Raw genomic sequence first — 13,027 nt, 5'->3', positions numbered from 1 at the left:
CAAACGACAGGAACCCTTTCTTTCCATGAAAAGAATGCTGATCAATGCAACTCATCCCGAAGAGTTGCGCGTCGCGCTGGTTGACGGCCAACGGCTGTTCGACCTTGATATCGAATCCAGTACCCGCGAACAGAAAAAGGCCAACATCTACAAGGGCCGCATTACCCGGGTAGAACCCAGCCTTGAAGCGGCTTTCGTTGACTTTGGCGCAGAGCGCCACGGCTTCCTGCCCCTGAAGGAAATCTCCAAAGAGTATTTCAAGAAATCGCCCGGGCAGATTGAGGGCAAAATCAACATCAAGGATGTTGTCTCTGAAGGTCAGGAAGTAATCGTTCAGGTCGACAAGGAAGAGCGTGGCAACAAAGGCGCCGCCCTGACCACCTTCATCTCCCTGGCTGGCCGTTATCTGGTGCTGATGCCGAATAATCCCCGTGCAGGCGGTATCTCACGCCGGATTGAAGGCGATGACCGAGCCCAGTTGAAAGAGGCCATGAACGGTGTCCAGGTGCCGAAGTCCATGGGCATTATTGTGCGTACTGCCGGTATTGGCCGCACCACCGAAGAGCTCCAGTGGGACCTCGACTACCTGGTACAGTTCTGGGAAGCCATTACCCAGGCAGCTGGCGAGCGCAAAGCGCCTTTCCTGATCCACCAGGAAAGCAATGTCATCATCCGCGCTGTGCGCGATTACCTCCGCCAGGATATCGGCGAAGTCCTGATCGATGCCGATAACGTTTACGAAGACGTGTTGAGCTTCGTTCGGGCGGTCATGCCCACCTTCGAGAACAAGATCAAGCTGTACAAGGACGAAATCCCTCTGTTCAGTCGTTACCAGATCGAAGGCCAGATCGAAACGGCGTTCCAGCGCGAAGTGAAACTGCCCTCCGGCGGCTCGATTGTCATCGACCCGACCGAAGCCCTGGTGTCCATTGACATCAACTCATCCCGGGCCACCAAGGGTCAGGATATTGAAGAAACGGCCCTGCAGACCAACCTTGAAGCGGCCGAAGAAATCGCGCGGCAACTACGCCTGCGGGATATGGGCGGCCTGATCGTTATCGACTTCATCGACATGACGCCAGCCAAACACCAGCGGGAAGTCGAGCAGAAGATGCGTGAAGCGCTGGAACTCGACAGGGCCCGCGTTCAGGTTGGCAAGATCTCGCGTTTCGGCCTGCTGGAAATGTCACGCCAGCGTCTGCGTCCCTCACTGGGCGAGACCCGCAGCGAGGTTTGCCCACGCTGTGAAGGCCAGGGCACCATCCGGGGTATCGAATCTCTGGCGCTGAGCATCATGCGCCTGATCTACGAAGAATCCTCCAAGGAGAAGACCGCAGAAGTACGAGCCATGGTGCCGGTTTCTGTGGCCACCTTCCTGCTGAACGAAAAACGCAAGCAGCTGGCCGACATTGAAGCCCGTCAAGGCGTAGCGGTTGTGGTCGCACCTGTGCCCAACATGGAAACGCCGCACTTCGAGATTCTGCGCCTGCGTCAGGACGAAACCTCTCCAGAGCATGTCTCCAGCCATCAGGTAGCTCAACAGTACAGCGAGCGCGAGGAAGAGGCAGCCGTAGAAGTTGCAAGTGCCGAGAAACCGGTGCGCGAACAGGCCGCCGTGAAAGCTATCCGCCCCTCTGCGCCAGCCCCAGCACCGACAGCCGCTGCGCCAACGGCTGCTGCTGAGCAGGAAGAAGGCCTGTTCCGCAAACTGGGCAAGAAGATCGCGTGCTTCTTCCGGGGCGAAGAACCGGAGCAGGAAGCCAGCCGCGACACCAACCGCAACCGGAGTGAAGAGCGTCGGAACCAGGCCCGCCAGGATCGCCGCAAATCCCGCGTTGCCCGCGATGACCAACGCTCCGGCGGCAACCGCAGCGGCAACGATCGCCGCCAGGGTAGCCAGCAGAACCGTGGCGACGACAACCGGGGCCGCAATCGTGGTGGCCGTGGTGACGATCAGAATCGTGGTGAACGCGGTGGCCAGAACCGTTCCAACCGGGACGACCGCTCTGGCGACAGCAAGGGAAATGACAACCGCCGGGACAACCGCAAGGACTCACAGGGTCGCGGCCAGAACCGGAACCGCCCCCAGCGTGACCAGAAAGGCCCGCAGGACAACCGGGAACAGCAGGAGTCCCAGAAGGGATCTTCCAACGACAAGCAGGGCGGTGACGACAAGCAACGCAAACCACGCCGGCAACGTAACCGGGACGGCTCCCCCGCCGAGACTCCGGCATCTACGCCAGCAGCACGCAAAGCGGAACGCAGCGAGAAGCACCAGAAAGATACCCAGCCGGAAAAAGCGGCTGACAAGACTGCTGCTGTGGACGCTAAAGCCAGTGAGCCGCACGTAGATAAAGCCGAGCAAGCGGCCGCAACAACGCCGGAAACCAAAACTGCGCCAGAGAGCCGCAAGCCTGAACAACAGGAAATGGCCGAGAAGCCGGAGACCAAAACCGAACAGGCCGAGCAGAAAGAGGCTCCCTCAGCAGAAGACAAGCCTGAAGCAAAGGATGAGAGCAGCCGCAAAGAGAAGTCTGACGGCCGCAGAGGCCGCAGCTCCGGCCGCCAGCGCAAGCCTCGCTCTGCGGATAGCGCTGAAAAATCCGGTGCTGCCGAAGACAAGGGTGACAAGGAGAGCTTGCCGGCAGAAGCCGAGCAGAAACAGGCCGCCAAGCCTCAACGTACCGAGCAGGTCACCGCAACAGAAGCCGAGCAGCCTGCAGAAAAGGCCAGCGCCGAGCCTGCCAAAGCCGAAGACAAAGAACCGGTCAAGGCAGAGGCCAAGGCACCCCGGCAAGCCAAGGCTGACTCACCGAAGGCGTCTGAGCCGGAAACCGGCGCGGCTTCTGATCAGAAGGCTGCCGAGGATAAAGCCGACAAGGCGCCGGAACAGAAAGCCGAGGCCGCTAAAACCGAGCCGGAAGTAGATACGGCGCCCGAGAAGCAGGCCGGATCCAGCAGCGAAAAACCCGCTGACAAACCGGAGCAGCCTGCAGAGCCCGCAAAAGCCGAGCCAGCTCCGGCCAGCGAAAAGCCAGCGGAGCAGAAAGAAGAGACTCAGGAAGCCAGTGCATCGGAAGCTATCCCGGTGACTCCGGGCCGGGCCTATAATGACCCAAGAGAGGTCCGCAAGCGCCAACGCGCGGCCGAAGAAGCCAAAAAGGCAGAAGAGGCCAAGCAGGCCGGGAGCAACTGATCATGCTGAGCAACTCGGACATCGAAGCGCTGGAAGACATTCTGTTCGCAGAACCCTGGGGAGATCATGCCCTGGACTTTTTCGGGTTCCATGGCGTGGTGTGTGCCAGCGTGATCGGGCCGGTCAGCCTGAAGGCGGAAGACCTATTCCGCCTTGCCACAGGCACAGATCAGTTGCCGGATACCGGCATTCCCGACACGTTTACCCATTGTGTAAATGAGCTTGCACGGGATATGGCCCACGCCCTGGATATGGGCCAGCCACTGGAGCTGCCGGAGCCAGAAGACGGCGACCCGATGAATGCTCTGGAAAACTGGTGTGCGGGCTTCGTCGATACCTTCCTCGAGCATGAGGAGGCCTGGCTGCAAGCTGCGGATGAGGATGAAGTCGCTGACCTCATGGTGCCGATGCTGACACTGTCTGGCCTGTTTGAGGACGAGGACTTCCAGAAAGTCCGGAATGACGAGAAGCTATCAGCCAAGATGGCAGAGGCCATCCCGGACTCGCTGACCGACCTCTACCTGTTGTTCCACGCGCCGGATTGAAGCCTCAGGCTTCAATCGGTTGCCGAAAATGATGCCAGACGGGCTCCAGCCCCTCTGGCATTTTCATTATGCGCCCCAGCTCACACCAGGGAGCTCCCGGGAAGTGAAAATCACTGCCCTGAGAGGCCCAGAGTTTTTCCCGCCGCGCCAACTCGGCCACAAAACCCAGATCGCCACTGGACTGGCCCGACACTGACACCTCAATGCCCTGCCCTCCGGCACGGCCGAAATCCGCAGTTAATGCCCGTAAACGGGTTGCTGTGAGACGATATTTCCTGGGATGCGCCAGCACAGCAATCCCGCCGGCCGCCACGATCCATTGCACCACCTCCGGCAACTCCGGCCAACACGCCTTTACATCTCCTGGCTTGCCAGTTCCCAGATACCGTTTAAACGCGTGCGCCACCTTGGGTACAACACCGTCTTCCACCAGAACTTCGGCAAAATGCGGGCGCCCGGGCACGTCCCCTCCGGCCACTTTCGTCGCCCGCTCAAGAAGCTGGTCCACATTCAGGCGGCTGAGCCTGTCGACTATCATCCGAGCTCGCTGCCAGCGGTTTTCGTTCTGGCGCTCAAGTGCGGCGAGAAACGCAGGATCACGTTCGTCAAAATCGAGCCCGACCACGTGAATGGTATGACTGCGCCAGACACAGGAAAGCTCCACGCCGTTAATCAGTGACAAACCGGAACCTGACGCCGCACCTCTCGCCACCTCGAGACCTGCAATGGTGTCATGATCTGTCAATGCCAGATGGCTAACCCCCTGCTCAACGGCTCTGGCAATCAGGGCCTCTGGAGACAGCGCGCCATCGGATGCTGTGCTATGGCAATGCAGATCAATGCACGTTCTGGAGTCTTGGGGTATAGTCACGAACAATCCTGAATAACGAAACGGGCACCAGTGTATCAGCCTTCAGGCAGTGCCCCTAACCTCAGCTGATCACCGATCGGAGAACCCATGTATTACGCCATCATCAGCGAAGACATTGCCAACAGCTTGCCCCTGCGCAAAGAAGCCCGGCCTGCCCACCTGGCCCGACTGGAACAGCTCAAGGCCGAAGGCCGGTTACTGGTAGCTGGCCCCCATCCGGCCATTGATTCGCCCGATCCGGGCGAAGCAGGCTTCATTGGCAGCCTGGTCATCGCTGAGTTCGAATCGCTGGAGAAAGCTCAGGCCTGGGCCGATGCCGATCCCTATGTCGATGCCGGCGTGTATGAAAGAGTAATCGTCAAACCCTACAAGGTAGTGCTGCCCTGAACAAAGCGGCCGCCAGCATGAGCGGATTGTAACGCTGTGGTGCTTGAATAGCGGCCACCTTGTGACAGAATTGCGGGTTTAAAACATCAGTAATATCACTATCAGGGAACGTACTCCGTGACACCGCTCCGTCTCCTTTTCAGCCTTGTGCTTATTGTCAGCTCCGTTTCCGTTGCGCAGGCGCGCACCGTCTGGGTCGATGATCAACTCTACCTGCCTGTGCGCTCGGGCGCCGGCACGCAGTACCGTATCATCGAAAATGCCCTCCCCAGTGGGACGCCACTGGAGGTGCTGGAAACCGGTGACAATTACACCCGCGTACGCACGCCGAAAGGGACGGAAGGCTGGGTTGCGAGCCAATACCTGAGCAACGAACCGATCGCAGCTGATCAGCTTCGTCGGGTCAGTCGTCAACTGGACGAAACCCAATCTGAGCTGACTGAAGCTCGTCAGCAACTGGCTGCCGTTACCGAAGAGCGAAATTCTCTGCAGAATGCCGAGAATAATCTTTCCAATCGAGCGGAAGACCTGCAAACTGAACTACAACGCATCAAGAATATTGCCGCTGACTCCATCAATCTTGAGCGTCGTAACCGTGAATTGCGCGAAGAAAACCAGAAACTGCGGAATGATCTGGAAGTACTGACAGCAGAAAACGAGCGTCTTGAGGCCAGCAAGGAATCTGATTTCATGCTTCTGGGCGCGGGCCTCGTGTTTGGCGGGGTACTGCTGGCCCTGATCATTCCCATGCTCAAACCGACAAGAAAAACCGACAACTGGGCGTAAAGGTGATGAAAGATTACTCTGAGAAGCGCGACTTCCATCGTATGCAGGTGAACAGCACCATCACGATTATCGGCAACGATGGTGAAACCCACACCGGTATCTGCCGGGATCTCAGTGCCGCCGGTATGCAAGTAGCAGTGGAACGACCGTTCAGGATTGGCGAAGAGCTGAGAACCCGAATGGAGTCCGCTGGGGATCAGTTCCCGCCCCTGGAGACGCTCGGTGAGGTGGTGCGTTGCGAGCCGGATGGTGATGGTTATCTGCTCGGAATCAACATCATAGAAGTGACCCAATAAAAAACGGCGGCCCAAAGGCCGCCGTTTTTGTCTGTGCCGAGGCCGCGGCTTAAACCAGCGGCTTCTCGGAGACGATGATGCCGTTGTTATCGGCATACACATACTGCCCGGGCTTGAACGTCACACCGTGGAATGTCACCGGGATATTCAGATCACCGATACCACGCTTTTCAGTCTTGCGCGGTACGGTACCCAGGGCCTGAACGCCCAGATTAGTCTGTCCAATCTCATCTACATCACGGATGCAGCCATAGATGATCAGGCCAGCCCAGCCGTTTTCCGCAGCTTTCTCGGCCAGCATATCCCCCAGCAGTGCATTGCGCCTGGACGCGCCACCGTCAACCACCATCACGCGGCCGTTACCGGGCAGCCCAACCTGCTCTTTCACCACTGAGTTGTCCTCAAAGCACTTCACGGTCACGATTTCGCCGCCGAACTGGCGCACGCCACCGTAATTATTGAAGCCAGGTTCGACCACCTGCACTTCCGGAAATTCGTCACACAGATCCGGAGTAATAATCTTGCTCACGTTGTCGCTCTCCTTTTCCCAAGTGTTGGTGATCAGTCGATCTTCTCGTCGGCCAGGAAGAACCAGGTATCGAGTACCGAATCCGGGTTCAGAGACACAGTATCAATGCCCTCATCCATCAGCCACTTGGCCAGATCCGGATGATCTGACGGGCCCTGACCACAGATACCGATGTACTTACCGGTTTTCTTGCAGGCCTGAATCGCGTTGGACAAGAGCGCCTTCACTGCATCGTTACGCTCATCGAACAGATGCGCAATGATGCCTGAATCCCGGTCAAGACCGAGCGTCAGCTGAGTCAGATCGTTGGAACCGATGGAGAAGCCATCAAAGTGCTCCAGGAACTGCTCCGCCAAAATGGCATTGGCCGGCAGTTCACACATCATGATGACCCGCAGGCCGTTCTCACCGCGCTTCAGGCCGTTTTCAGCCAGCAGATTCACCACCTGCTCGGCTTCGCCGACAGTCCGTACGAACGGCACCATCACTTCAACGTTGGTCAGGCCCATTTCATTGCGGACCTTCTTCAGGGCCCGACACTCAAGCTCGAAACAGTCGCGGAAGGTATCGGAGATATAGCGCGACGCACCACGGAAGCCCAGCATCGGGTTCTCTTCGTCCGGCTCGTACAGAGTGCCGCCAATCAGATTGGCGTACTCATTGGATTTGAAGTCGGACAAACGCACAATCACTTTCTTGGGAGCGAACGCCGCTGCCAGGGTGGAAATACCTTCCACCAGCTTGTCCACGTAGAAATCCACCGGTGAGGCATAGCCGGAAATGCGCTTTTCCACGGTCTGTTTGATGTCACGGGGCAGGCCATCGAAGTTCAACAGCGCTTTCGGGTGCACGCCGATCATCCGGTTAATGATGAACTCAAGGCGAGCCAGACCCACACCTTCATTGGGCAGCGCCTGGAAGTCAAAGGCGCGGTCCGGGTTACCCACGTTCATCATGATCTTGAACGGAATGTTGGGCATGGAGTCCACGGTATTCTCACGCAGCTCGAAGTCCAGAGCACCCTCGTAGATCATACCGGTGTCACCTTCGGCGCAGGAGACGGTCACGTCCTGACCGTCCTTGAGCACCTCGGTGGCATCGCCACAGCCCACAACCGCCGGAATACCCAACTCCCGGGCAATAATGGCGGCGTGGCAGGTACGGCCGCCACGGTCGGTAACAATGGCCGAAGCCCGCTTCATCACCGGCTCCCAGTCCGGGTCGGTCATATCGGTGACGAGCACGTCGCCGGCCTGTACCCGGTCCATTTCGTTAATGCTGGTGATGATCTTCACCGGGCCACTGCCGATCTTGTGGCCGATACTGCGACCTTCCACCAGTACTTTGCCGGTTTCCTTCAGCAGGTAACGTTCCATCACATTGGCAGCTGCACGACTCTTGACCGTTTCCGGCCGGGCCTGAACGATGTAGATCTTGCCGTCATCACCATCTTTGGCCCACTCAATGTCCATCGGGCGCTGGTAATGCTTTTCAATAATCATGGCCTGCTTGGCCAGTTCTTCCACTTCCGCATCGGTGATGGAAAAACGATTACGGTCTTCCTGCTCTACCTTCACGGTTTCAACAAACTTACCTTCACCCGGTTCGGAATGGTAAACCATCTTGATGGCCTTGCTGCCGAGGTTACGGCGCAATACCGACGGACGTCCGGCTTCCAGGGTCGGCTTGTGTACGTAGAATTCGTCAGGGTTCACGGCACCCTGCACCACGGTTTCACCGAGGCCGTATGAAGAGGTAATAAACACGACATCGCGGAAACCGGACTCGGTATCCAGGGTGAACATAACACCGCTGGAAGCGGTTTCACTGCGAACCATCTTCTGGATACCGGCAGACAACGCTACCAGCTTGTGATCAAAACCATGGTGCACGCGATAGGAGATCGCCCGGTCATTGAACAGCGAGGCAAACACCTCTTTCACCGAGGTACGAACCTGCTCCAGGCCCACCACGTTCAGGAAGGTTTCCTGCTGGCCGGCGAAAGAGGCATCAGGAAGGTCCTCCGCGGTGGCGGAAGAACGCACCGCGACAGCCATCTGGTCATTACCGGCCTGAAGCTTGGCATAGGCTTCTTTCAAGGCGTTATCCAGCACTTCCGGAAACGCGGTGTCGATTACCCACTGGCGAATCTGGGAGCCAACCCGCGCCAGTTCGTTAACGTCGTTGACATCCAGGGCATCCAGGGCTTCGTCAATGCGGTCTTTCAGGCCGTCGGTGGCCAGGAATTCACGGTAAGCATGAGCAGTGGTAGCGAAACCGCCAGGGACGGTAACACCAGCATTGGCGAGATTACTGATCATTTCACCGAGGGAAGCATTCTTGCCTCCAACCCGGTCTACGTCGGACATTCCCAGGTGGTCAAACCAGATAATGTAATCTTCCAAAGCGTGTCTCCCTTGAGTCTGTGTAGCGCGGAGTCTCGAATCTGGCGTGTATGATACTGTAAGCTGCGGAAATTACCTAGGGAGGCAACCAAAGACTCCCGGGAACAAGTTCAAACCAGACCGGATACGACCATGAAAAGAACGGCGTTTTTTATCTCTGATGGCACTGGCCTTACGGCAGAAGCGCTCGGCCATGCCCTTTTGGCGCAGTTTGAAAAAATCGAGTTTGAGCGGGTTACCGTGCCCTATATCGACGATGAGGAGAAGGCCCGGGATCTTGTCAGCCGCATCAACAAAGCGTCGGAAATCGATGGGGAACGGCCGCTGGTATTCGACACCATCGTTAATGGCGGCATCAGGGAAATCATCAGCCGGGCCGACGGCTTTATGGTAGATATCTTCGGAACCTTCCTGAACCCTCTGGAGCAGGAACTCAACTCGTCGTCCTCCTACTCCGTAGGCAAATCCCACTCCATCAATAACGCGGGCAGCTACGAGCGTCGGATCCACGCAGTCAACTTTGCGCTGGACAATGACGACGGTGCCCGCACCCGGCATTACGACGAGGCCGACCTGATTCTGATCGGAGCATCCCGCAGCGGTAAAACGCCCACTTGCCTGTACCTAGCCCTGCAGTATGGCATCAAGGCCGCCAACTATCCGATTACCGAAGAAGATCTGGACGACCAGAAGATGCCCGCCGCGCTCCGGCCCCATAAGGAAAAACTGTTTGGCCTGACCATCGAACCGGAACGCCTTGCCACCATTCGTAACGAGCGCCGGCCAAACTCCCGCTACTCGTCGCTGCAACAATGCATGCATGAGATTGAAGAAATCGAATTAATGTACAAGCGGGAGCGGATTCCCTATCTGAATACTACGGCGTATTCCGTTGAGGAAATCTCGACCAGAATCATGGTGACAACGGGCCTGAAGCGGCACCGCTGAGGCAGGAAACCCGGCAGAGAGCCAATGGCCCTCTGCCAGTCAGATCAAAGTTCCTGAATGTCCATGCCAAGCCCTTCCACAACCGCACGGTTGTCGGGGCTTGTCACCACGGCCACATTGGCCTTTTCAGGCGCAAGCCAGGTCTTGGCCACGCGCTTAAGCTCGTCCAGAGTGACACCAAGAACCCTCTCTCGGAAACGTGCTCGCTGCTCCGGCGTGCGCCCGAACAGCTTGTTGTGGTAAGCATGGCGAGCCGCTCCGGCTGGCGAGCGGGGCCGGTCGAGTTGACCGATCACACCCAGGATCGCCTCTTCCAGAGCCTGGTGCTCATGCGCTTCGCTGTACAACCAGTTCAGCGCTGCATCGAAGTCATCCAGGGTTTCCGCAAGGCGGGGATCGCGATAGGAGAAGAACCGGAAAACACCATTCACGCTGTCCTGGCCGGCGCCACCACCGTAGGCCCCGCCTTTTTCACGGATGGCCCGGTGCAGATAACCGTTCCGGAGAAAGCCTCCCAGTACCGTCAGCGCAGCCGCATCGGGATGATCCACCGCAACCGTCGGATAGGCTTTGGCACAGAAATTGACCTGGGTAGATGTCAGCCAGGCCTCCCGGGTGTTGTAGCTGACCGGCTCCATGGACCAGTTGCCCTCACCCTCTGCAGACACTCCGCTCCAGCAGGTGCCCAATTCATCCAGCATGGGCGACAACTGGTCGTCCTCACCAATCAGAAGGAACTGTCGGTTCTGGCTGCGAATACGGTTGTGCAGCGCGGCCAGCTTGCCACAGAAATCGGCCAGGCCGGCTTCATCTTTGAGCTGCTGATCAAGCTCCTTGGTACCACGAATTCCAGCCAGACCACCCAGACGGTACGACAACCAGGCACCGGAACTGACGCCCTGAGCCGCTGCGCCCATGGCCAGGGCATGCCCGCTGCCCGTCACCGCCTGCTCACGGCGAGCCCGGATCTGGGCAATGATCTCACGAACACGCTCTTTTTCGTCAAAACGGGCCCCGGTGTAGACATCCTTCAGCAGGCGGGTCAGCGCTTTGCTGTTGCGGCTCAGCGCCTTGCCACTGAAAATCAGATAGCCGGCCATGGCCTGAACATCATCAATCTGCCCCTTGGCAGTAAAAGAAGCGCCGATGCCGCCAGATTCCGCAGAAATACGATCCTGCATTTGCAGGTAATCCAGCTCTCCACACCCCACTTCGGAAATCAGAGTGGTGTAATAAGGCAACAGCAACAGTTCGTCTTTGCTCAGAGCCGGCAGCGGTAGCACCACCTGCTGATACACCAGGCCATTAGTGCCACGGGAATAAACGGTCGCACCGGTTTCGGCATCGTACCGCCCCTCCGGCTCCGGCATCTGCAGCGGTACATCTTCCAGCCCAACCTTGGGCAGTATGGAATCGTCATCCTTGCGCATCTGGCGCTCTTCCAGTGCCTGGGCACGCTGCACAATATGGCTGATGTCATCGTCGGACAGCTCCGCCTTGCGCCGGGCGAGGGTTTCCTTGATGGCCTGCTGACGACGGCCTTCCAGTTTTTCATCCGGGCGCAGGGTCAGGGTTACCCGGTGCGGGTTCTCCAGCAACTTGCGCCGGATCAGCCCGGGCACATACTCGGGATCCTTGATCTTTTCCCTCAATGAGGCCAATACCGGCTCGAGATCCAGCAGCTCCACCGGATCACCACCATGAACCATGGGGGCAATCGCGCTCATGATCAGTTGCAAGCCGTAGGGGAACTGGTCTCCGGCAATCTCCCGCTGGTGCAGTTCCAGCTGATGCAGGATGGCCTCGAGGCGCTCCTGGCTGACACCGTCATCTACCACCTTCTGCAGCGTAGACTCAATCAGCTGTTCCAGATCCGCCCGGCGCTCCGGCTCGCTGCCCTCAATACCGCAAACGAAGGTCATTTCCCGGTTGGAATCCTCCAGCCCGCACATGGGAGACGGCGCATGGCCCAGGTCTGTGGTTTCCAGCGCCCGCATCAACGGCGATGCGCTGTTTTCCAGCAAGACGGCAGACAATAACTGGCCTTCAAGATTTTCCTGCAGGTCGAAGCTGTGGCCCAGCAACCACCCCATCACAATGTGGGTCTTGTTGTCGGTGCCCTCACCTTCATTTACCGCATAGCCCTGCTCTACCCGGACCGGCGCGAACATGCGCTTCTCGTCTTTCACCGGCAGTTCAATATCCAGCCGATCGAACCGTTTCAGCGCCAGCTCTTCAAACTTCTCGTGGTGCTCCCGGGCCGGGATATTGCCGTAGGTCGCAAAAATCGCGTTACTCGGGTGGTAGTGGTGGCGATAGAACTTCACCAGGTCGTCATAACTCAGATCGACAATATGATCCGGCTCGCCGCCGCTGTTGTAGTGATAAGTGGTGGTCGGGAACAGATGGCTGGTCAGGTTCTGCCAGAGCTGGGAGGTAGGTGCACTCATCGCCCCTTTCATCTCGTTGTAGACCACACCCCGGTAGACCAGGTCGCTGGATGGGTCATCCGGCTTGTCAAATTCCAGGCGATGACCTTCCTGTGCAAAATCCAGCGGGTCCAGCTTGGAGAAGAACACGGAATCCAGGTATACCGACAGCAGATTGTCGAAGTCCTTTCGGTTCATGCTGGCAAAGGGATAAGCGGTCCAGTCGCTGCTGGTGAACGCATTCATGAAAGTGTTCAGGGAGCGGCGAATCATCATGAAGAACGGATCACGCACCGGATAACGCTCACTGCCGCACAGGGCGGTATGCTCCAGGATGTGGGCGACACCGGTCGAATCCATCGGGAACGTTCGCAAGGCAACGAAGAATACGTTCTCGTCGTTGTCCGCTGCCAGGTGTAGATGGCGTGCACCGGTCTTTTTGTGGCGATACTCCTCAACCTCAAGGTTCAGGGTGCCGATCCGGTGACTGCGAAGTTTCTCAAAAGCCGGATGGATTGCGTTGTCAGTCACTGCAGCCATTAAAAAATCCTGTGTATAGAACAATTGGAGAATTACAGGGTAACACGTAGTATCGGATATCATGCACGGAACGGACTCAACAAGGTAGCCTGCCA

Annotated in this window: 10 protein-coding genes; 6 read left to right on the top strand and 4 right to left on the bottom strand. The window is 57.8% G+C overall.

From position 1 onward, the window contains the following. The first annotated feature begins 25 nt into the window (after positions 1-25). Together rne and MARHY_RS06820 are read left to right on the top strand one after the other, a co-directional pair. Complete coding sequence (gene rne / locus MARHY_RS06825; RefSeq protein WP_014421127.1) at positions 26-3,196, top strand: ribonuclease E; 3,171 nt, start codon at positions 26-28, stop codon at positions 3,194-3,196. Positions 3,197-3,198: 2 nt separating this feature from the next. Beyond that, positions 3,199-3,741: a YecA/YgfB family protein gene (locus MARHY_RS06820; protein ID WP_014421126.1), complete on the top strand. Its 543-nt coding sequence runs from the start codon at positions 3,199-3,201 to the stop codon at positions 3,739-3,741. A gap of 4 nt (positions 3,742-3,745) precedes the next feature. On the opposite strand, the gene MARHY_RS06815 is transcribed toward MARHY_RS06820, so the two are convergent. Continuing rightward, positions 3,746-4,612: a PHP domain-containing protein gene (locus MARHY_RS06815; RefSeq protein WP_014421125.1), complete on the bottom strand. Its 867-nt coding sequence runs from the start codon at positions 4,610-4,612 to the stop codon at positions 3,746-3,748. Positions 4,613-4,699: 87 nt separating this feature from the next. On the opposite strand from MARHY_RS06815, the gene MARHY_RS06810 reads away from it, so the two are divergent. The 3 genes from MARHY_RS06810 to MARHY_RS06800 all read left to right on the top strand — a co-directional run bounded on the left by MARHY_RS06810 (position 4,700) and on the right by MARHY_RS06800 (position 6,081). Beyond that, positions 4,700-4,999, top strand: a complete 300-nt coding sequence (locus MARHY_RS06810) for a YciI family protein (RefSeq protein ID WP_014421124.1) — start codon at positions 4,700-4,702, stop codon at positions 4,997-4,999. A gap of 117 nt (positions 5,000-5,116) precedes the next feature. Further along, a complete protein-coding gene (locus MARHY_RS06805) occupies positions 5,117-5,785 on the top strand; it encodes a TIGR04211 family SH3 domain-containing protein (RefSeq protein ID WP_014421123.1) in 669 nt (222 codons plus the stop codon). Between the two features lie 5 nt (positions 5,786-5,790). Then, complete coding sequence (locus MARHY_RS06800) at positions 5,791-6,081, top strand: PilZ domain-containing protein (RefSeq protein ID WP_014421122.1); 291 nt, start codon at positions 5,791-5,793, stop codon at positions 6,079-6,081. Between the two features lie 49 nt (positions 6,082-6,130). Here MARHY_RS06800 and rraA read toward each other — a convergent pair whose 3' ends face one another. Beyond that, on the bottom strand, positions 6,131-6,610 hold the full coding sequence (gene rraA, locus MARHY_RS06795; RefSeq protein ID WP_014421121.1) for a ribonuclease E activity regulator RraA: 480 nt from the start codon (positions 6,608-6,610) through the stop codon (positions 6,131-6,133). 32 nt (positions 6,611-6,642) lie between these two features. After that, positions 6,643-9,015, bottom strand: coding sequence for a phosphoenolpyruvate synthase (ppsA, locus tag MARHY_RS06790; protein ID WP_014421120.1), 2,373 nt, complete (start codon positions 9,013-9,015; stop codon positions 6,643-6,645). Between the two features lie 132 nt (positions 9,016-9,147). Here ppsA and ppsR point away from each other — a divergent pair, with 132 nt between their 5' ends. Continuing rightward, complete coding sequence (gene ppsR, locus MARHY_RS06785; RefSeq protein ID WP_011785359.1) at positions 9,148-9,963, top strand: posphoenolpyruvate synthetase regulatory kinase/phosphorylase PpsR; 816 nt, start codon at positions 9,148-9,150, stop codon at positions 9,961-9,963. A 44-nt stretch (positions 9,964-10,007) separates the two neighbouring features. Here ppsR and MARHY_RS06780 read toward each other — a convergent pair whose 3' ends face one another. After that, positions 10,008-12,932, bottom strand: coding sequence for an insulinase family protein (locus tag MARHY_RS06780; RefSeq protein ID WP_014421119.1), 2,925 nt, complete (start codon positions 12,930-12,932; stop codon positions 10,008-10,010). Between the last annotated feature and the right edge of the window lie 95 nt (positions 12,933-13,027).

The sequence above is a fragment of the Marinobacter nauticus ATCC 49840 genome (assembly GCF_000284615.1).
In the GTDB taxonomy this organism is placed as follows: domain Bacteria; phylum Pseudomonadota; class Gammaproteobacteria; order Pseudomonadales; family Oleiphilaceae; genus Marinobacter; species Marinobacter nauticus.
Note: the sequence above shows the minus strand (reverse complement) of the source record. Positions and strands in the feature narration are given on the sequence as shown.

Excerpts from the sequence above, each read along its gene's own strand:
- rne (WP_014421127.1), top strand. The coding sequence starts at position 26 with ATGAAAAGAATGCTGATCAATGCAACTCATCCCGAAGAGTTGCGCGTC.
- MARHY_RS06820 (WP_014421126.1), top strand. The coding sequence starts at position 3,199 with ATGCTGAGCAACTCGGACATCGAAGCGCTGGAAGACATTCTGTTCGCA.
- ppsR (WP_011785359.1), top strand. The coding sequence starts at position 9,148 with ATGAAAAGAACGGCGTTTTTTATCTCTGATGGCACTGGCCTTACGGCA.
- MARHY_RS06800 (WP_014421122.1), top strand. The coding sequence starts at position 5,791 with ATGAAAGATTACTCTGAGAAGCGCGACTTCCATCGTATGCAGGTGAAC.
- MARHY_RS06780 (WP_014421119.1), bottom strand. The coding sequence starts at position 12,932 with ATGGCTGCAGTGACTGACAACGCAATCCATCCGGCTTTTGAGAAACTT.
- MARHY_RS06810 (WP_014421124.1), top strand. The coding sequence starts at position 4,700 with ATGTATTACGCCATCATCAGCGAAGACATTGCCAACAGCTTGCCCCTG.